The sequence below is a fragment of the Bradyrhizobium rifense genome (genome assembly GCF_008123425.1).
Lineage (GTDB): Bacteria > Pseudomonadota > Alphaproteobacteria > Rhizobiales > Xanthobacteraceae > Bradyrhizobium > Bradyrhizobium rifense.
In genome coordinates this window covers 301,198-320,511 of record NZ_VSSS01000030.1, presented here as the reverse complement: position 1 = coordinate 320,511, position 19,314 = coordinate 301,198, and the positions used below count along the sequence as shown (strand labels likewise).

The following is a 19,314-nucleotide window of genomic DNA, read 5'->3' as shown; positions in this document are numbered from 1 at the left end:
CTTTCACATCCAGCAAAACCGCATGGTGGCGCAGATCCAGCCTGACAGCAGGCAAGTTCCGTACCGGGGCCGCGATCCCTTCCAGTCGAGTTTTTGTTCCGCCGTGGTCGAGCGCGCGGCCGCCCGGCTTGGCCCAATAGACTGCATCGGACCTGGTCTCCGATCAACCGGCAATGGAGGCGGCAATGGGCATCGAACATCCAAAATATAAGGTCGCGGTGGTGCAGGCGGCGCCCGCCTGGCTCGACCTCGACGCGTCCATTGACAAGTCGATCGCCCTGATCAGGGAGGCCGCCGAGAAGGGTGCCAAGCTGATCGCCTTTCCTGAAGCCTTCATCCCCGGTTACCCCTGGCATATCTGGATGGACTCGCCGGCCTGGGCGATCGGCCGCGGTTTTGTGCAGCGCTATTTCGACAATTCGCTGTCCTATGACAGCCCGCAGGCCGAGCGGCTGCGCGATGCGGTGCGGAAAGCGAAGCTTACGGCCGTGTTCGGCCTGTCCGAGCGCGACGGAGGCAGTCTCTATCTGGCGCAATGGCTGATCGGACCAGATGGCGAGACAATTGCAAAACGCCGCAAATTGCGGCCGACCCATGCCGAGCGCACCGTCTATGGCGAGGGCGACGGCAGCGATCTTGCGGTCCATGCGCGCGCCGACATCGGCCGTATCGGCGCGCTATGCTGCTGGGAGCATCTCCAGCCGCTGTCGAAATACGCCATGTACGCCCAGAACGAGCAGGTGCACGTCGCGGCCTGGCCGAGCTTCTCGCTTTACGATCCCTTCGCGCCGGCGCTCGGCGCCGAGGTCAACAACGCCGCTTCGCGCGTCTATGCGGTCGAGGGCTCCTGCTTCGTGCTCGCACCTTGCGCGACGGTGTCGCAGGCGATGATCGACGAGCTCTGCGACCGGCCGGACAAGAATGCGCTGCTGCATGTGGGCGGCGGCTTTGCCGCGATCTATGGGCCCGACGGCAGTCAGATCGGTGACAAGCTGGCGCCGGACCAGGAGGGGCTGCTGATCGCCGAGATCGACCTCGGCGCCATCGGCGTCGCCAAGAATGCTGCCGATCCCGCCGGGCATTATTCGCGGCCCGACGTCACGCGGCTGCTGCTCAACAAGAAGCCGTACAAGCGCGTCGAGCAGTTTGCGCTGCCGGTGGATACTATTGAGCCCACGGACATCAACGCTGCAGCAAGCTGATTGGCGGGATCAAGGGAGGCACGATCATGGAATCCGCAATTCCTATGCATCTCGAAACCCAGCGCACGCGCCACATGCGCGTGCCGGACGATTACCAGCCGCCATATCCATCGTTCGTGGCGCGCTACAAGCCCGCCGTGAGCCGCGTCGTGATGGCGTATTTCGGCGTGCAGTATCGTGGGGCGACGCCGGCGGCCGCGACGGAAGCGCTCGCGGAAATCGCCGGGCTGTTCGCCGGCGAGGGCGGTCCCTCGCATTGGGACCGCGCGCACTATGTCGATCAGGCCGGCCACGCGAACATTGTCTCGGTCGCCTATTGGGACGACATCGCCCGCTTCGATGCCTGGTTTGCGCCGGCACGCGAGGCGTGGACCGGAAAGTCGCGCGACGGAATCGGCACCTTCATCGAGGTGCTGCGTCCCACGGTGGCGCGGCACGAGACGCTGTTTTCCTCACTCGGCAGGCCTGAAGGTGTCGCAGTCATCGCCGACGGCATGAGCGGCGAGGTACAAGAGCACGCCTATTGGGGCGGCATGCGCGATCGCATTCCGCTGTCGCAGACCGATCCGATGTCGCCGGGCGGCAATCCGGAACTGATCCCTGATGGTGCGCGGCTGCGTGTGAAGGCGAACGACAATCTCTGCCTGATCCGCTCAGGGCAGGACTGGAGCGATACCGAGGCGTCCGAGCGGAAGCTCTATCTCGACGACGTCGAGCCGGTGCTCCGCGAGGGCATGGATTTCTTGCGCGACGACGGGCTCGCGATCGGCTGCTATGCCAACCGCTACATGGAAGTGCTCTCGGCTGACGGCAAGACGAGTGAAAAATCCTACGGTCAGAGCTGGTGGAAAAGTCTCGCCGCACTGGAGCGCTGGGCGGAATCGCATCCGACCCACGTCAAGATCTTCGGTGCGGCGATGAAATATCTCTCCACGCTCGGGCCATCAGCGAAGCTGCGGCTCTATCACGAGGTCACGGTCGCGGCCGCCGACGAGCAGTTCTTCGAATATCTCAACTGCCATCCAAAGACGGGAATGCTTGCGGCGGTCGAGACGGTCGCTGCCTAGGCGACGCAGTGGCCGAGCAGCTCCGGATGTGCGGCGCAGATGTGATGCGCGCCGGCGTCCCGCAGCTCGGCCTCGCTGCCATAGCCATAGAGCACGCCGATCGCGGTCATTCCGTTGGTTCTGGCGCCGACCACGTCATGGCTGCGGTCGCCGATCATGATGGCGCTGGTGGCATCGACCCTGGTCTCGTCGAGCGCGTAACGAAGCAGGTCGCGCTTGTCGACGCGGGTGCCGTCGAGCTCGGAACCGAACACGCGCTCGAAATACGGTTTCAGGCCAAAATGATCGACGATGCGGGTGGCGTAGACCGCGGGCTTGCTGGTCGCGACGAACATGCGCTGGTCGGTCGCGGCAATCGTCGTCAATGTGTCGACAATACCGGCATAGGCCTCGTTCTCGAACAGGCCGATGTCGCTGAAGCGCTCGCGATAGAGCAACAGTGCCTGGTCGGCCAGCGCGTCGGTTCCGGTGAGCTTCTTCAGGCTCGTATGCAGCGGCGGCCCGATGCACCAGGTCAGCTCGTCCTCACTCGGAACCGTGAGGCTCAGCCGCTCCAGGGCGTACTGGATCGAGCGGGTGATCCCGGGCTTCGGGTTGGTCAGCGTGCCGTCGAGATCGAAGAAGATTGTCGCCATTCTGGCCGTGTCCGTGTTGATACCAGCGCCGCTGTTTGACCTAACCGAGGCCGCAGGCCAAGGCAATGCGCAACCGTCATCACGCCGAAACCGGCGTCGCGGATGTCGTGTACCGCTTTAAAGGCTCGCTATTGGCCGGGGGTAAGCGTAGAGTCACGCTATCACCGCCCTTCCCATGGCATCCATCGGTGACTGAGGGTCACTTGCGCTCCCGCCGAACGAGGAGGAGCGCGCGTGCCTCGATTTCGCCTGGCCGACTGGATCGTGCCGCCGGTGATCGTCCCGCTGTTTCTGTTGTTTCTGGTGGCTGCGGCGGCGCTTCTGCATGGATAGAACGTCACTGCAGTATCTAGTGAGCGGACGCGATCAAGGTGGCTACGTCAGCTTGGCCCGCGCCACTACGGATGCCGCTTTGAAGAAGGCGAGGGAGCTGTTGCAGGAGGGCTATGTCGACGTGCGGATATGCACGCCGCAAGGGCGGATCCTGCTGTCCGACGAGTTCGACCAATTCGATGCATGAGATCGCGGGGATTCGTCGAATGACCGTGTCCAGATCGTCGCGAGGAACCATACCTGTATGAAAATGCTTATTGTCGCATTGGCGCTTGGCACCTTCGCGCAAAGTGCCGTCGCGAGAGAGCCGGACTGCCGCGCGATCGAAAGCACGAGCGGACGCCTCGCGTGTTACGACGCGGCGTTTCCCCCGAAAGTGAAGAAGCCCGACACTGCGGAGGACAACGCGTCCCGCGGTGCCTACAAAGACCCGTTCCTTGCGGAAGAGGCGAGAACCGCAGCGAAACTGAAGAATATCTGCCGCGGTTGTTGAGGCCGTGCACGCTCCGACATCAGGAGAAATCATCGAGGTGACGACATGACGCCGCTCCGCCGTATCGCCGTCATCGGCAACTCGCTGCCACGCCCGTGCGGAATTGCGACCTATACGACCGATCTGAAGAACGCGATATCGATTTCGCGCCAGGATCTGGAGACCTGCATCGTTGCAATGACCGATCGCGGTCAAGCTTATGATTATCCTCCGGCGGTCGCGTTCCAGATCAAGGACGGCAATATCGAAGACTACATACGGGCAGCGGATTTCCTGAATGCCGGCCGATTCGACACTGTGTGTCTGCAGCATGAGTTTGGAATTTTCGGTGGTGAAGCCGGCGCCCATATCCTGGTGTTGCTGTCCCGCCTTGCCTTGCCGGTGGTGACGACGTTCCATACCGTGCTGGCCGATCCGACACCTGCGCAGCGGACGGTCATGGAGCGCATCGTCGAGGCGTCGGTGAAGGTCGTGGTGATGGCCCATAAGGGCCGCGAACTGCTGCGCGATATCTACCTGGTGCCTGACGACAAGATCGAGGTCATCGCCCACGGCATTCCCGATGTCGCCTTCGCTACGCCCGATGCCGCGAAAGCCAAGCTTGGATTTGAGCAGAAGTCGGTCATTCTGACGTTCGGCCTGTTGTCACCGAACAAGGGCATCGAAGTCATGATCGACGCCATGCCGTCGATTCTGAAGCGCTGCGCGAATGCGGTGTATGTCGTGCTCGGCGCAACGCATCCCAATCTGGTTCGGAATCAGGGCGAGGCCTATCGCGAGAGCCTGATGGCGCGAGTGCGCGAACTCGGAATTGACGATCACGTGGTGTTCTTCGATCGCTTCGCCGATCTGGCCACGCTGCTCGAATTCATCTCGATGTGCGACGTCTATGTCACGCCCTATCTCAACGAAGCCCAGATGACGTCGGGAACCTTGGCCTACAGTTTCGGGTTGGGGAAGCCGGTCGTCTCGACGCCCTACTGGCACGCACGCGAGCTGCTTGCCGACGGGTGCGGTGTGCTGGTGCCTTTCGGCGACGCCGCGGCGATCGGCAACGAGATCGCAAACTTGCTGACCGACGACGTCCGCCGCCAGGCGATGTCCCGGCGCGCCTATGCCGAGAGCCGAATGATGACATGGGAGCGGGTGGCCGAACGCTACCTGTCTGTCTTCGAAAACGCGCGGCATGGCCATCGGTTGAAGGTCTTCGCGCGCGCCGACAGGAGCTTGCCGGAGCCACGTAGCCCCGCGCCGCCCGATATGCAGATCGGCCATTTTCTGTCGATGTGTGACGATGTCGGCCTGTTCCAGCACGCGGTACTTTCGGTGCCGGATCGCGTACACGGCTATTGCGTCGATGACAATGCGCGAGCGCTGCTGTTGGCCTGCGCCCTCAATAGTCCAGGCGAACAGCCGCTGTCGGAGCTATTGACGAGCCGGTTTGCGGCATTCGTGCAACACGCCTGGAACCCTGACACCAGGCAATTTCGCAACTTCATGGGCTTCAATCGAACCTGGCTTGAAGACAAGGGGTCGGAAGATAGCCACGGGCGGACGCTATGGGCCTTGGGTGAGGCTGCACGCAAAGACACGAGCCCGGCCCGGCGCTTGTGGGCTGCTGCTCTGTTTGCCCAGGCATTGTCGGTCGCGGAAAGCTTTCGTTCGCCCCGCGCGTGGGCGTTCATGTTGCTGGGTTTGGACGCTTATTGCGCTGTAGCTCCGGACGATATCCACGCCAAGGAAGTCCGGCATTCGCTTGCCGGCAGGTTGATGTCCTGTCTGGCGTCGGTCGAGACGCCGGATTGGGTGTGGTTTGAGGAGGGGCTGGCTTACGACAACGCGCGATTGCCACAGGCCCTGATACTCACGGGTGTGGCAACGCAAACGCCTCAATATCTCGATGGTGGATTGAGGTCTCTGCGCTGGCTCATGACGCAGCAGACGAGCTCGGCAGGTCATTTCCGGCCGGTCGGCACCGCCGGCTTCGGCGAGCTGCGGCAACCTCCTCACGCGTTTGACCAGCAGCCTGTGGAAGCAACGGCAACGATCGCTGCCTGCCTCACCGCGTGGCGTGTTGACGGCGATGCCGAATGGAAAGCCTTGGCGACGCGGGCCTTCGGCTGGTTCCTTGGCAGCAATGATCTCTCGGTGGCGTTGGTCGATCCGCTTACGGGAAGTTGCCGGGATGGCTTGCACCCCGATCGCGCCAACGAAAACCGCGGGGGCGAGTCGGTTGTTTGCTATCTCCTCGGACTTGCGGAGATGCGTCAGCTTGCGCGCGTCAATCCGATCCTGACAAGGCCGACAGCCTTGCGCGCCGTGAGCGCCTGAACGTCATCTTCTCATTCAGCGAGCCGAGGATACCGTGTCACAAGCTTCTTTCCTGAACCGGCAGGGGCTTCATCTGCGCCCCGATCCAGCGCGAGTCATCGTGCGGCCCTTCAAGCCGACAACCGAACCCCGCGACCTGAATCCAACCGATAAGATGCGTGCAAATCATATCGTCGACCGGGTTCTTGCGCTCAGTTCGGAAGCCGTTGCGGTTCAGCTTGCAGACGTCCTCGACAATTTTCAGGGTCGACATCGCAATCTCCTGGAGAGATTCGAGACCCGAGCGGATGAAATGGAGGATGCCTTCGCGGCGCATGGCGTCTTCTCGAAGACCCAGCGTCAGCTGGTCGGTGCCTATTTTCTCAGTGAGTATTCGTTCGAAGCCTCTGCCTTGTTCAACCCCAGCATCGTCCCGCACCCGGATCAATCGGGGGCACCGAAGGGAGGTTTACGCTTCATCATCAGTCTCCGGGCCGTCGGCGAGGGACATGTGTCGTCACTGACGTTTCGAACCGGAACGATTGCGGTTGACGGAAGCCTCGCCGTCGATCCGACCGCGCGCCTTGCCTCGGTTCCGCGGGTCAGCGATCGCGTATCCGGGCCGGACGGCGACCGCGTGGAGTTGATGTTCAAGCCTGAGGAAGACCTCAGCGAGCGCGTCATCTTTCCCGTTACCGAATCCCAATCGAATGGCATCGAGGATGCGCGCTTTGTCAGATTCAGCGATGGCGATCGGGAGGGCTACTACGCGACCTATACAGCCTATAGCGGACGCGCGATCCGGTCGGAATTGATCGAGACCAGCGATTTCATGTCGTTTCGACTAACGCCTTTGCGCGGGGCCGCGGCACGCAACAAGGGCATGGCGCTGTTCCCACGCAAGATCGACGGCAGCTATGCCATGATCGCGCGACAGGACAATGAGAACCTGTATCTGATCTATTCGGACGACCTCTACACGTGGGAAGGCGGCCGGATACTCCTGAAGCCGCAATTTCCCTGGGAGTTCGTCCAGATCGGCAATTGCGGGTCGCCGATCGAACTTGACGAAGGTTGGCTGCTGCTGACGCACGGCGTCGGTCCGATTCGCAAATACGCGATCGGAGCCGCGCTGCTCGATAAGCACGATCCATCAAAGGTGCTGGCACGTTCGGTCGAGCCGCTGTTGCGGCCTGAACCGTCCGAGCGCGAAGGGTATGTCCCGAACGTCGTCTATACCTGCGGTGCGATGCGGCACAATGACCAGATCATCTTGCCATATGCCGTGTCCGATACCTTCTCCAGTTTCGCAACGATCAAGATTTCCGCGCTCATCGAAGCGATGCAAGGTTGAACGCGGCTTTCGCAGTCGTTGGCTCCGTTTGCTAACACGTCAGAGGATACAGGAGAGCCGGGATGAGCGAGCGACTTGAGACACTGAAGAAAGCCCGTGATCGCATGATCGAGGACAGAGACGCGCACGCAAAAGTGCTGGCCGCTCCCTTTGTGCGAGAGACGGCCGAGCGCGCGCGCAACAAGTTCGTGGAGATGCAGGGGCTGATCGACGCGCTCGATCGCGCCATCAGCGGCGAAAGCCTGTTTCCGGTCAAAAACTGAAGCGACGAAAAGTGGGATTGGCGGACGTTTCACTGCAAATGAGCAGTGGCATGCCGTTGGCCGCTACCGTTCCCGTCATTGCTGTTTCGCCCATTCGACGATCGCGGCGGCATCCGCGTCCGCCTGCGCCTCCCAGGCGGAGATCGTGGCCGTTGCGGCCGTTCGGAGCGCCGTGACCAGGGATGGCGGCGCGGGCTCGGCGATCTTGACGCCGTTTTCGCGCATGCGCGCATAATTCTCGGTCGTGCGGTGGGCCAGCAGCGCGAGTTGGCTTTGCTCGGTCTCGGCTGCGGCGGCCAGCACCTCGCGCTGCATCGGCTCTGGCAGCGCGGCAAATGCCTCGGTGCGGACGAAGGCGATCGAGATCGGCATCGCGTAATTGATGGCCGTGAAATAGGGCAGGAAGTCCCACAATTTGCGTCCCGCGCCGCCATCGCCGGAGGTGAGGAACGCGTTCAGTTGATGCTCCTTCAGACTAGCAAGCGCTTTGTCCATCGGCAGGAACTGCGCGTTGGCTCCGGCCGCCTTCATCACCTCGCTGGAATTGGCATCGTAAGCGCGCAAATTGAGTTTCGGCAGGTCGTCGGCGCCTGCAAGCGCGCGATCCGACCATAGGCCGGTGGCTGGCCATATCGTCAGATAGAGCAGTTTGAGGCCGCGGGCGGCGAGGGCCTTTTCGTAAAGCGGCCGTGCGCGCGCATTGGCGGCGTGAGCGATCTCGACCGATTGCACCAGGAAGGGGAGCGTCGAGAGGCCGAGCACGGGGTCGAGGCCCGAGAGCGCGCCCGCAAAGGCGTCGCCGCCGGCGATCCGGCCGTCCAGAGCCGCGCGCGGCATCTCGCCCGAGCTGATCTTCAACTGATTGTCGAAGGCGTTGGTCACGCTCACGAAACCGTTTGTGCGCGCGGCGACGCGATCGGCGAAAGTGGTGAGCCCGATCCCGGATATATTGTTCTCGGGATATTCGGTGGTCATCCGCCAGTTCACTTGCGCCATGGCTGGCGCGGCGGACAGGATCAATAATGCGAGGGCGAGGATCGCGCGGATCCCCTTGGCGGGGGAACGCATTGGGAGAAGCAGGTCAGGCAGCATTTATTGGCAACTCGTCGAACCATGGCACGACGCCACGACATGGCAGATTATCTTGTTGCATGCCGCGCCTGCGTGCGCCACGGCGATACTTGGGCACGGCTGACGCGAATTGCATCACGCATCATCCCCGCACTGCTCGTGTCCGCGACACAGGCGATGGCATGGGACAGCTCACCGGCAAAGACCAACGTCGCCGTTCCCAGCGTCGAGGAGCTCGCGATGCCGCCGGAGAAGCCGGCGGATGGGCGCGAGAGCGACACGCGGGAATCGATCTGCCTGATCGTGGAGGCGGCCGCGCGCGATGCCAATCTGCCGCTGGAATTCTTCGCCCGCGTGATCTGGCAGGAAAGCCGTTTCCAGGCCGACGCGGTGGGGCCCATAACGCGCAGCGGCGAGCAGGCGCAGGGGATCGCGCAGTTCATGCCGGGCACCGCGAGCGAGCGCGGGCTTCTTAATCCCTTCAATCCGGTGCAGGCCTTGCCGAAATCGGCCGAGTTTCTCAACGAGTTGCGCAACCAGTTCGGCAATCTCGGTCTCGCCGCGGCCGCCTACAATGCCGGCCCGCGGCGGGTGCAGGAATGGCTCGCCGGCACCGGAGGCATACCGGAGCAGACCCGCAACTACGTCTATGCCATCACCGGTGCTACGGTTGACGCATGGGCCAAGGCCGGCAGCACTGGCAAGGGGCCGCTCAGTTCACCGCCGACGAGCTGCCGTGACCTGATGGCGCTGTTGAAGCGCGCGCCGAACCCGTTCGTTGGCGAGCTCGAGCAGCATGTCGAGCTTGCCGCCGCGAAGATCTGGGGCGTGCAGCTCGCCGCCGGCTTCGACCGCAACAAGGCGCTCGCGATGTACTCTCGCGCCGTCACGCGCCTCAGCGCCGTGATCGGCGAGCGCGATCCCAGCCTGTTGAGCTCGGTGGTGCGCAGCCGCGGTTCGCACGCCTTCTACCAGGTGCGCATCGGCACCGACACGCGCCCCGAGGCCGACGATCTCTGCAACCGCATCCGCAAAGCGGGCGGGGCTTGCTTCGTGCTGAAGAACCGGGGCGTGAGCGGGTAGGGAGTGCGCGCATGCCAGCCCCGCCGCGTGGTTCCTTGACGCGGCCGCCCGCATTGCCCGTTATGCGGCCACGATTCCGCAACCTCAGCCGGCCGTCCCGTGGCGCTTCCTCCGCTCGATTCCCCTCAATGGCAAAGTCCGTGGCATGCCTTCGTCTGGGGGGTGCGCTCGATCACGCAGACGATCCTCACGCTCGTCCTGTTCGCGACCTATCTCGGCATCGGCGCGCTCGCCCATGACAGCCATTTCAGCCTGGTCTGGGCGCTTTGCTCGACGCTGTTCGTCTGGGCCGGGCCGGCACAGATCATCTTGATCACCACGCTCGGCTCGGGCGCGACCGTCATCCAGTCGGCGATCGCGGTCACTGTCAGCGCGATCCGGCTGTTTCCGATGGTGGTCTCGGTGCTGCCGCTGATGCGCACGCCGACGACCAAGCGGCGTGAGCTGTTTTTCGCGGCGCATCTCACGGCGGTGACGCTGTGGGTTGAATGCCATCGCTTCCTGCCGCAGGTGCCGCGCGAGAGGCGCATCGCCTTCGTCAACGGACTTGGCTTCGGTCTGGTCTCGGTGTGCCTCACCGCCAACACGATCGGCTATTTCCTCGCCGCCAATCTGACGCAGACATTGGGCGCCGCGATCCTGCTGCTGACGCCGCTGTCCTTCCTGTTCTCGACCGCGCGCAACAGCCGCGAGATCGCCGATGTCGTCGCGCTCGCGCTCGGGGTCCTGCTCTATCCGCTGGCCGCGAAGATGAACTCCGGCCTCGACATCCTCGTCAGCGGTCTGGCGGCGGGCACAATTGCTTATGGGGTGCACTGGTGGCGGGAGGTGCGCTCATGAGTGCCGCGCAACTCATCGGCGACTGGCACGCGCTGGTCGTGCTGTTCGTCGCCGGTGTCATTCCCAACCAGATATGGCGCATGCTCGGCCTGTGGTTCGGCGGTGGCATCGACGAGGGCTCCGAGCTGCTGGTCTGGGTGAGGGCGGTCGCCACCGCGATCCTCGCTGGCGTCATCGCCCAGATCGTGGTCGAGCCACCCGGCGCGCTCGCCAGCGTGCCGGACGGCCTGCGGTACGGCGCGGTCGGCGCCGGCCTCGTCGTGTTCCTGTTGACCCGCCGCTCGATCTTTGCAGGCGTTGTCGCCGGCGAAGTCTTCATGCTGGCCGGCAAGTGGTGGTTGGGCTAAAACGCCTCCGAACAGCCAAGGAACTGGACATATGGTTCGCGAAAACGAACTCCGCGAGGGCGAGGTCGCCATCGAGCTGCCGTCGACAGAGGATGCCGGCCTCGTCTTCATCGGCCGCATCCGCACGCCCTGGACCTCGCGGCTGGAGACGCCACGGCAGGGCCGCGCCGATGGCCCGGTATGTCGCCTCGAGATTTTCGAGCCGTTCGTGCCCGCCATCAAGGGCGTCGATTTCTACGGCAATCTCGAAGTGCTCTACTGGCTCGACAAATCGCGCCGCGACATCGTGCTGCAAAGTCCGAAGAACAACGAAAAAACCCGCGGCACGTTTTCGCTGCGCTCGCCGGTCCGCCCCAATCCGATCGGCACCTCGATCGTGAAGCTGGTCGGCATCGAGGGCAACACCATCCTCGTGCGTGGCCTCGACTGCCTCGACAACACGCCGTTGATCGACATCAAGCCCGATCGCTGCGAGTTCACGCCACTTGCTGCGCCGCAGCCGGGGGATTTTCAGACGGAGTGACGATCAGCTCTGCAACGCCGCGATCAGCTTGGTCGCATTCTCTTCCAGCACCTTGACGTCTTCCTTGCGGCTCGCAGGCGGCAGCATCGCGACGCCGTCGTGGCGGGGCATCACGTGCATGTGGAGATGAAACACCACCTGGCCGCCGGCCGCTTCGCTGAACTGCTGCACGGTGATGCCATCGGCCTTGAACGCCTTCATCGCGGCAGCCGCGATTTTGTGCGCGCCGCGGGCGACGTGGGCATAGTCGTCGGGCTTGATGTCGAGGATGTTGCGGGCGGGGACTTTCGGGATCACCAGCGTGTGGCCGGGCACCCGCGGCATGATGTCGAGGAAGGCGAAGACATGCTCGTCCTCATAGACCTTGTGGCAGGGAAACTCGCCGCGCAGGATCTTTGCGAAGATGTTGTTCGGGTCATAGGCGGTCATGGCGGCGGCTCCTCAAATTTTGCGCTTACTGTCACCAGCAACGGCAAACCGTCAAGGCGCCTCGTCGATGCCTTTCCGGAACGGGCCGAGCTCGGCGAGCTCGCGTCCAGCCTCGGCGACATAGGCGCGCTCGCGCTTGAGGTAGTCGTCGATGGCACGGCGCAGGCCGGGATCGGCGATGAAGTGCGCGGAGTGGGTGGTCCGCGGCAGGTAGCCGCGCGCGATCTTGTGCTCGCCCTGCGCGCCGGCCTCGACATGTGTGAGGCCGCGCTTGATGGCGAAATCGATCGCCTGATAGTAGCAGACCTCGAAATGCAGGAACGGATGATGCTCGACCGCACCCCAGTTGCGGCCGAACAGCGTGTCCGAGCCGATGAAGTTGATCGCGCCGGCGATCCAGCGGTCGTTGCGGCGGGCCATCACCAGCAGCACATCCTCGCTCATGGTCTCGCCGATCAGCGAGAAGAATTCGCGCGTGAGATAAGGCCGGCCCCATTTGCGCGAGCCGGTCTCCATGTAGAACGCGAAGAAGGCGTCCCAGGCGTCCTCGGTGATGTCCTTGCCGGTGAGCCAATGGATGGTGACACCGGCAGCGAGCGCATCGCGTCGCTCGCGCTTGATCGATTTGCGGTGGCGCGAGTTCAGCGTCGCCAGAAAATCGTCGAAACTCGCAAAGCCCTCATTGCGCCAGTGGAACTGCTGGTCGGTGCGCTGGAGGAAGCCGTGCTGGGCAAGCAGCTTCCACTCTGCCTCGCAGGCGAAGGTGACGTGGACCGAGGAGGCCTTGCTGACACCGCACAGCGCCACCAAGCCGCTCGCCAGCGCCTCCGTGATGCGCTCGCCGTCGACGCCGTCGCGGACCAGGAGCCGCGGGCCGGTTGCCGGCGTGAAGGGAACAGAGACCTGCAGCTTCGGGTAATAGCGCCCGCCGGCGCGCTCATAGGCGTCGGCCCAGCCGCGGTCGAAAACGTATTCGCCCTGGCTGTGCGATTTCAGATAGCAGGGCGCGACGCCGGCCACGCGGCCGTCGATCTTGGCCACCAGATGCCGCGGTCCCCAGCCGGTGCGGATCGTGGCTGAACCTGACTTCTCAAGGGCGGAAAGAAACGCGTGAGATACGAATGGGTTATAGGCGGGCTTTAAAAGGTCGAGCGAATCGCCTGGAAGCCTGGATGAGGTTCCCATGCCATGTCCGTTGCAGGCTTTGCCAGGATTGGCGCAGGCGTCCCAATCCTCCGGCGACACTTCGCCAATCGACGGTACGGCTTCGAGCGTGATGTCCGATGATCCCATTGCGCCCAAGATCGTGCATTGCAGCAGCGACTTCAAGGGTGGGGAACATCAAGCCTACGGTACGAACCCCTCAAAAATCATCTGATCGGCGTACTGCCCGGCGCGCGCCCGCTGCTCCGGTGTGCGCACGGTCCAGCCGAGCAGGGCGCAGCCGAAGACGTTGCGGGCGATCCAGGGGGCGGGCGCCGGCAGGTGGTCGACCTTGAAGGCAACGAAGTGCGGCTGGGTCTGGAAGCCGTGGCGCAGGTACAGCATGCTGTCGCGCTGAGCTTGCGTCAGGTAGGCCCAGTACTCGTCCTGATAGGTCCGCTGCGCGACGATGCCGCGCGGGCGGGAGGGCAGCAGCTCGCGCAGCGCCAGCACCTGGTCGGGATCGAAGGACATCCCGACCGCTTGCCCCTGATACGACGCCAGCACCTCGGCCATCCGCTTCACCAGCTTGCGGTCGCCGTCAAAATGGCTCTTCACCTCGATCACCAGCGGCACGCGGCCGGCGACCATGGTGCAGAGGTCGCTGAGCGACATCATCCGCTCGGGTGTGTCCTTGAATGTGATGGCCTTCAGCTCGGCTGCGGTCTTTGCGACCACCGGGCCGATGGCCTCGGTGAGGCGGCCGAGCGCATGATCGTGGTGCACCATGGCCTCGCCGTCAGCGGAGAGCTGGATGTCGACCTCGATCGAGAAATTGCCCGCAACCGCCGCCTGCACCGCGCCCGGCATGTTCTCGACGATGCCGCGGGAGATGTCATGCAGGCCGCGATGAGCGACCGGCCGCGCTGTCAGCCAATCAGGAGCACGCATTGATCTCAGGCGACCTCGAACACGCCCTCGACCTCGACCGCCGCATCCGCGGGCAGCGAGGCGACGCCGACGGTGGTACGGGCGTGGCGGCCCTTGTCACCGAAGGCCGCGACCATCAGGTCGGAGGCGCCGTTGAGAACCTTCGGGCCGTCCAGGAAGTCCGGCGCCGAACTGATGAACCCGCCGAGGCGCACCACCCGCACGACCTTGTCGAGGTCGCCAAGCGCCGCCTTGACCTGCGCGAGCAGGTTGACGGCACAGCCGCGCGCGGCCGCGGCACCTTCCTCGAGCGAGACGCCGGCACCCAGCTTGCCCTTGGCGATCAGCTTGCCGTCGGGTGCAAAGCAGACCTGGCCGGAGACGAACAGCAGGTTGCCGGTGCGTACGAACGGCACGTAATTGGCGACGGGGGTGGGGGCATCGTGCAGCTTGATGCCCTGTTCCGCCAGTTTCTGCTCGACCGTGCCCGCCATGTCTCGACCTCGATGTCTGAAAAATCATCCGCTCCGGCGCGTCTGGTGACCGCCGGGCGCGCCCTGTTTCGCCCATCGTGCCGCCACATGCAAGCAAGCCGATAGGGCGGTCGGACGCCGGGGTGGACTGCATTTTCCTGAGGCAGGTCAGGAGGTTCAACGAAGAGGCGCAACTTTACGTGAAACCGCCGCAGTTGCGACGCAATGGAACGGTCATTAAAGTGTCGAATCTGCGCGTCCCCAGGGAACAGACATGGTGCACCTTTTCCGGACTTCACTCGGTGTGATGGCGCTCGCGATGGCCGCTGTCGGCCCCGGTGGTGGCGTCCATGCCGCGAACGGTCCGTTCCTCGCGCACCAGGCGCTCTACGATCTGAGCCTGGTCAAATCGCGCTCCAATTCCATCAACAGCGCGCGCGGCCGCATCCTCTACAATTTCGCCGGCAGCAGCTGCGAGGGCTATACGTCCGAATTCCGCCAGGTCTCCGAGCTCGATAGCGGCGAGGGCAAGATCACGCTCAGCGATCTCCGCTCCAATTCCTGGGAGGACGCCACAGGGAAAAGCTACCGCTTCAAGATCGAGACGCGGATGAACGAGACCGAGGCCGGTCTGGTCGACGGCTCGGCGGAACGCGACGGCGACCACATCAACGTCAAGCTGAAATTGCCGGCGCCAAAGAATTTCACCCTCGACGGCAAGATCGTGTTTCCGACCGAGCAGATCCAGCACATCATTGCCGCCGCCAAGGAGGGCAAATCGCTGCTGGAGCTCTCCGTCTATGACGGCTCCGACGATGGCCAGAAGGTCTACAACACGCTGACCGTGATCGGTCAGCCGATCCCCGACGAACGCACCGCGTCGCCCGATCCGTCGACGTCGGACGAGCACATGAAATCGCTGAAGCGCTGGCCGGTGACCGTCAGCTATTTCGACCGCGACGTCCAGCAGAAGGAAGGCGAGCAGACGCCGGTCTATGCGATGTCGTTCGAGCTCTACGAAAACGGCGTCTCCCGCCAGCTTGTGCTCGACTACAACGACTTTGTCATTTCCGGCGCGATGGGCAAGTTCGACGTCAAGGACAGCAAGCCCTGCAATTGAGCGCCGAGGCTCGGCGCGCCGCCGGTCCAACAGTGAGAGGAAAAGGGCGCTGCCTCTGAGGCGGCGCCCTTGATCGTTCAGGACAGGCGGAGTCGGGGCTCCGCCACCTGCGTCATCATCAGGCCGCCAGCGCGTTGGGGGCCAGGCTCGCCGACGCCACCGCATTGTGCTCGGCGATCGTCGTGCCGCCATGCCCGTCGGATGCGAGCGCGAAGTTTGCAGCCGAGTACTGGCCCAGCAGGAACAGCGAGGTCGAATTGACGCCGTCGTTCAGCGTCAGCGTGCCACTCGCGTTGCCGGCGTCGGCTGCGTAGCCCAATGTCGTCCCGGCACCGAAGGCGATGTCCCTGAAGTCGATGAGGTCGCTATCGCCGAACCCGGTGATCTGGCCCGAGAAAAGGTCGGAGCTGTCGAGCTGAAGCGTGCCGCCTGCGCCCTGGAAGCTGACGTTGACCGCTGCACCACCCGCAGCAACGTGCTCGACGCCGCCCGCGATGATCGTGCCGTTGGCAATGCCGCTGTTCACCAATTCGACGCCGCCGCTGTTGACGATCGTGCCGTTGGTGATGCCGCCCGACACGGTCTGGAGACCGCCGCTGTTCACGACCACATCGTTGGCCACGCCCATGACGTTCTCCTTGCCGTGATTACCGATCACGGTGTCGTCGACGACGCCATAGACGTACTCGGTGCCACCGAGGTTGGTCGTCTTTTCGGCATTGCCGTAGACGAACTGGTATCCGGCGCTGACAACCATGTTGTACGCGACGCCTCCGACCTGGATCATGCTGTAGGCGCCGGTCAGAATGGTGGCATTATTCGAGATGCCGCCGGTGTCGACGACCTCATAGCCGCCCGAAGTCACGGTCGTGTTGTTGGACGTCCCGCCGGCGCTGACGATCTCATAGCCGCCACGGTTGACCGTGGTCCCGAACGAGCTTCCTCCCGCGCTGACGAACTCGTAGCCACCGCTGTTGACGATCGTGCCGCTCGTCACCCCGCCCGAGGTCACGACTTCGTAGCCGCCGCGGTTGACCACGGTGGCGAGCGCCGTGCCGTAGGTCTCCACCTGCTGCGTTGCGCTGGTCAACGTCGTGCCGCTTACGACGCCTCCGCCGAGCACGGTCTGCGTGCCGCCGGTCATCACGGTGTTGTCCGCGGTGCCGTCCCAGACGATCTGGGATCCGCCGCTCATATGCGTGCCGGCCGCAGTACCGCCGGCCAGCACATATTCGAAGCCGCCGCTCATGGTGGTGTTGCTGGCGACACCGCCGCTGCCGATGAATTGCCAGCCGTTCGTCATTGTCGTGTCGATCGCGGTGCCGACGACGTCCTCCTGGCCGCCGGCAATGGTCGTGTCGCTCACGATCGCGCCGCTATAGACGGCCTGGTAGATGCCGTTGCCGAGCGTCGAGCCGCTGGCCACGCCGCCGGAATAGACCCATTGCGCGCCGGTGCTCAGATTGGTGCCTGTCGCGATGCCGCCATCGTAGACGGCCTGAACGCCGTCGCCGGTGGTGCCGCTGGCGACGCCGCCGGAGTAGACGTTCTGACTGGCGCCGTCCAAGGTGGTGCCGATCGCCTTGCCGCCGTTCAAGATGTTCATGACGGCGCCACCGGCGATCGTTGCATTGATGTCAGTACCGAACACGTTTTCGACGGCGAGGCCGCCGAGGAAGGAGTCAACGGCAGTCCCGCCGGAGTCCACCACTAGCAGACCGCCGCCATTGACGACCGTTCCATTGGCCGTGCCGCCGGCGTTGATTTCGAGCGTGCCGTTCCACAGGACCAAGGTCCCGTCGGCGGTCGACCCGGAGCCGACATCCAAGGTATCGCCGGGTTGCACTGTATCAGTCATCGCATTTCTCCTGATAAAATTCACTGTGTGCTATGTCCGTTTCGCATCCCGAAGCCCGGGATGTTCTCGATCGTGCGTTTGACTTGGTCGAAGGTGATCAGCCGCGTGCATTCGAATTGCCGCGGGGTATCCTTGTGGCGCGGGCACCACAGGAAGTCTTTGTGGTCGAACCTGTGACCAGGATCGTTCCAGCAGGAATTGCAGGCGTGGTAATTGACGACGCGATGAGGCGTCGCGAACTCATTGGTCGGATGCGTGAAGCCGCTGATGAGCACGACCGGCGTTCCGGTCGCCCAGGCGAGCCACGACAGTCCGCTCGACAGGCCGATGAAGAAGGCCGCGTGCCTGACCCAGCGCGCGCGCTCCTGAAGCGGGCGGTCGCCGGTCTCGTCTTCGGCTCCGTGCGGAATGTGGGTCCAGACCAATCCGGCGCCGTGAACCGGCTTCTGGTCGATGCAGATCACCCGGTAGCCGGCCTGTTTCAGGCAGCGAACGGTGTCGCGCCAGCCATGGGGGTTATTCCAGTATTTGCATTGCGTCGTGCTCTGCACGGCGATGCAGACATAGGGCTCGGCGATGGGAGGCGTGTCCTCGGCCAACGCGATGCGCGGCGGCTGCTCGGTCGGGTCGACGCCGAGGATGTAGCCTGCGGTACGTTGCAGGCCGACATGGCGGAAGTCGCAGGGTTGAAACACCAGATCCGGATCGTCGAAGAACAGTCCGATATTGTATGTCGCGTAGTAGCGGCGCGGATCGACCTCGCCGTGCGCCAGGAGTGTGATCTCCGGATACGCCTTGCGGAAGAGCGGGATGACTCGTTCTGACACTGTGCAGGTCAGGCGGCAGCCGTGCAGCGCGCGAAACCTGTCCGCGTAGGGAAACCATCCGATGGTATCGCCCAGTGTCACCTCGGGAAGCTGAATCAGGACATCGCGGTCGGCCGCGGAATAGTCGTGCTCGAGCACGATCTCGTCCTTGATCGAGATCTGGAGGCGGATGCGGACGAAGTAGCGCTTGGTCGAATTGATGCGGCCGGACTTGATCTCGGTTTCGAACAGGACGTTACCGCTGTCGATATCGCTGAGCCGGACCCGGTAGGGGCCGTCGGCTTCGGGCAGCCAGACCCGGCAGCCGTCGTTGAAGTCGAAACGAATCCCGCGGGGACCCGACTGGGTCGGCACGTCGGCCGGAGGATGGAAGGGCAGCTTGTCCGGCGCGGCGGAAGATGTCCGCGCGGACGGCGACGCGGCATTGGCCGGTCCGGGCTCCGATGGCCAGGACGAGCCGTTTGCACCAGGCGCTGAATTCGGGACGTGGGCAATATTCATCGGTGAGCGGTCGGCAAAATGGATTTCGTCTGATGGCTTTGGCGCGGAATTGAGAGGTGTTGCTGTCGCGTTGACGCTATCGTCGTCCGGAGTTGGTCAAAGCGACGGGGCAGTTATTACGATATCTGCATCATATTTGTTATCATAACATAGCGAGTAACATTTTATTCCCGCGAAATTCGATGTGGTGTTACGTGCATCGACGCGTCGGATTGCCGCATGAATTGCCGCGAGACGGCGGTCTCGCGATGTGAAATTGATCCGGCGCACCCCGGGTAATGGGACCGGATAGGCCCTATTCGCAGGCCCGATTGTGCTGCAAGCTTGATGAGAGAGCGCGATAGCGCCATCCCGCGCTAGCCGAGAGGCGTCAAGAAAGTCCGGTCAACTGAAATCTGCTTTCGCATATGAGTCGCATTTCTCGTCTATAACATAGATTGTTATTATATCGTACGAATTTGGGCGCGGCCTGCTGCATCGTGCCTGATGAGGATGCATGGAGCAGGCAATGG

19 protein-coding genes are annotated in these 19,314 nt (G+C 63.5%); 11 read left to right on the top strand and 8 right to left on the bottom strand.

Translation table 11 applies throughout. The features are described 5' to 3' along the window. Positions 1-185 precede the first annotated feature (185 nt). Positions 186-1,202 carry a carbon-nitrogen hydrolase family protein gene (locus tag FXB40_RS20260; RefSeq protein WP_148773917.1) on the top strand — a complete coding sequence of 339 codons (1,017 nt, stop codon included), beginning with the start codon at positions 186-188 and terminating at the stop codon, positions 1,200-1,202. 26 nt (positions 1,203-1,228) lie between these two features. Continuing rightward, the gene (locus FXB40_RS20255; protein ID WP_148773916.1) at positions 1,229-2,269 is read left to right on the top strand and encodes a phenylacetaldoxime dehydratase family protein; all 1,041 of its coding nucleotides are present in this window, start codon (positions 1,229-1,231) and stop codon (positions 2,267-2,269) included. Here FXB40_RS20255 and FXB40_RS20250 read toward each other — a convergent pair. Then, positions 2,266-2,904 carry an HAD family hydrolase gene (locus tag FXB40_RS20250; RefSeq protein ID WP_148773915.1) on the bottom strand — a complete coding sequence of 213 codons (639 nt, stop codon included), beginning with the start codon at positions 2,902-2,904 and terminating at the stop codon, positions 2,266-2,268. The genes FXB40_RS20255 and FXB40_RS20250 overlap by 4 nt on opposite strands. 577 nt (positions 2,905-3,481) lie before the next feature. On the opposite strand from FXB40_RS20250, the gene FXB40_RS20240 reads away from it, so the two are divergent. The 4 genes from FXB40_RS20240 (at position 3,482) to FXB40_RS20225 (ending at position 7,657) form a co-directional block, all read left to right on the top strand. Continuing rightward, the gene (locus tag FXB40_RS20240) at positions 3,482-3,730 is read left to right on the top strand and encodes a lysozyme inhibitor LprI family protein (RefSeq protein ID WP_148773914.1); all 249 of its coding nucleotides are present in this window, start codon (positions 3,482-3,484) and stop codon (positions 3,728-3,730) included. Between the two features lie 45 nt (positions 3,731-3,775). Then, positions 3,776-6,061: a glycosyltransferase family 4 protein gene (locus tag FXB40_RS20235; RefSeq protein WP_148773913.1), complete on the top strand. Its 2,286-nt coding sequence runs from the start codon at positions 3,776-3,778 to the stop codon at positions 6,059-6,061. A 34-nt stretch (positions 6,062-6,095) separates the two neighbouring features. Beyond that, positions 6,096-7,394 (top strand): glycoside hydrolase family 130 protein, encoded by a 1,299-nt coding sequence (locus FXB40_RS20230; RefSeq protein WP_148773912.1) that lies wholly within the window; start codon positions 6,096-6,098, stop codon positions 7,392-7,394. A gap of 62 nt (positions 7,395-7,456) precedes the next feature. After that, entirely contained in the window at positions 7,457-7,657 is a 201-nt protein-coding gene (locus FXB40_RS20225; protein ID WP_148773911.1) for a hypothetical protein, read from the top strand. Between the two features lie 75 nt (positions 7,658-7,732). Here FXB40_RS20225 and FXB40_RS20220 read toward each other — a convergent pair whose 3' ends face one another. Beyond that, entirely contained in the window at positions 7,733-8,749 is a 1,017-nt protein-coding gene (locus tag FXB40_RS20220) for a TRAP transporter substrate-binding protein (protein WP_148773910.1), read from the bottom strand. 156 nt (positions 8,750-8,905) lie between these two features. On the opposite strand from FXB40_RS20220, the gene FXB40_RS20215 reads away from it, so the two are divergent. The 4 genes from FXB40_RS20215 (at position 8,906) to tsaA (ending at position 11,521) form a co-directional block, all read left to right on the top strand. Beyond that, on the top strand, positions 8,906-9,811 hold the full coding sequence (locus FXB40_RS20215; RefSeq protein ID WP_187437009.1) for a lytic transglycosylase domain-containing protein: 906 nt from the start codon (positions 8,906-8,908) through the stop codon (positions 9,809-9,811). Positions 9,812-9,910: 99 nt separating this feature from the next. Then, entirely contained in the window at positions 9,911-10,651 is a 741-nt protein-coding gene (locus FXB40_RS20210; protein WP_148773908.1) for an AzlC family ABC transporter permease, read from the top strand. Then, the gene (locus FXB40_RS20205) at positions 10,648-10,998 is read left to right on the top strand and encodes an AzlD domain-containing protein (protein WP_148773907.1); all 351 of its coding nucleotides are present in this window, start codon (positions 10,648-10,650) and stop codon (positions 10,996-10,998) included. Before FXB40_RS20210 ends, FXB40_RS20205 begins: the two co-directional genes overlap by 4 nt. Before the next feature lie 31 nt (positions 10,999-11,029). Beyond that, complete coding sequence (tsaA, locus tag FXB40_RS20200; protein WP_148773906.1) at positions 11,030-11,521, top strand: tRNA (N6-threonylcarbamoyladenosine(37)-N6)-methyltransferase TrmO; 492 nt, start codon at positions 11,030-11,032, stop codon at positions 11,519-11,521. Between the two features lie 3 nt (positions 11,522-11,524). On the opposite strand, the gene FXB40_RS20195 is transcribed toward tsaA, so the two are convergent. Genes FXB40_RS20195 through FXB40_RS20180 form a run of 4 tightly spaced genes read right to left on the bottom strand, consistent with a single transcriptional unit; the run spans position 11,525 to position 14,517 of the window. Continuing rightward, positions 11,525-11,950, bottom strand: a complete 426-nt coding sequence (locus FXB40_RS20195; RefSeq protein ID WP_148773905.1) for an HIT domain-containing protein — start codon at positions 11,948-11,950, stop codon at positions 11,525-11,527. 51 nt (positions 11,951-12,001) lie between these two features. Beyond that, positions 12,002-13,243, bottom strand: coding sequence for a GNAT family N-acetyltransferase (locus FXB40_RS20190; protein WP_148773904.1), 1,242 nt, complete (start codon positions 13,241-13,243; stop codon positions 12,002-12,004). 54 nt (positions 13,244-13,297) lie between these two features. Further along, the gene (locus FXB40_RS20185; protein ID WP_148773903.1) at positions 13,298-14,044 is read right to left on the bottom strand and encodes a glycerophosphodiester phosphodiesterase; all 747 of its coding nucleotides are present in this window, start codon (positions 14,042-14,044) and stop codon (positions 13,298-13,300) included. A 5-nt stretch (positions 14,045-14,049) separates the two neighbouring features. Next, the gene (locus FXB40_RS20180) at positions 14,050-14,517 is read right to left on the bottom strand and encodes a RidA family protein (protein WP_148773902.1); all 468 of its coding nucleotides are present in this window, start codon (positions 14,515-14,517) and stop codon (positions 14,050-14,052) included. Positions 14,518-14,770: 253 nt separating this feature from the next. Here FXB40_RS20180 and FXB40_RS20175 point away from each other — a divergent pair, with 253 nt between their 5' ends. Beyond that, the gene (locus FXB40_RS20175; protein ID WP_148773901.1) at positions 14,771-15,616 is read left to right on the top strand and encodes a cell envelope integrity EipB family protein; all 846 of its coding nucleotides are present in this window, start codon (positions 14,771-14,773) and stop codon (positions 15,614-15,616) included. Positions 15,617-15,734: 118 nt separating this feature from the next. On the opposite strand, the gene FXB40_RS20170 is transcribed toward FXB40_RS20175, so the two are convergent. Both FXB40_RS20170 and FXB40_RS20165 read right to left on the bottom strand, forming a co-directional pair. Then, positions 15,735-17,474 carry an AIDA repeat-containing protein gene (locus tag FXB40_RS20170; protein ID WP_148773900.1) on the bottom strand — a complete coding sequence of 580 codons (1,740 nt, stop codon included), beginning with the start codon at positions 17,472-17,474 and terminating at the stop codon, positions 15,735-15,737. A gap of 20 nt (positions 17,475-17,494) precedes the next feature. Continuing rightward, positions 17,495-18,802 (bottom strand): autotransporter strand-loop-strand O-heptosyltransferase, encoded by a 1,308-nt coding sequence (locus tag FXB40_RS20165; protein WP_148773899.1) that lies wholly within the window; start codon positions 18,800-18,802, stop codon positions 17,495-17,497. Between the last annotated feature and the right edge of the window lie 512 nt (positions 18,803-19,314).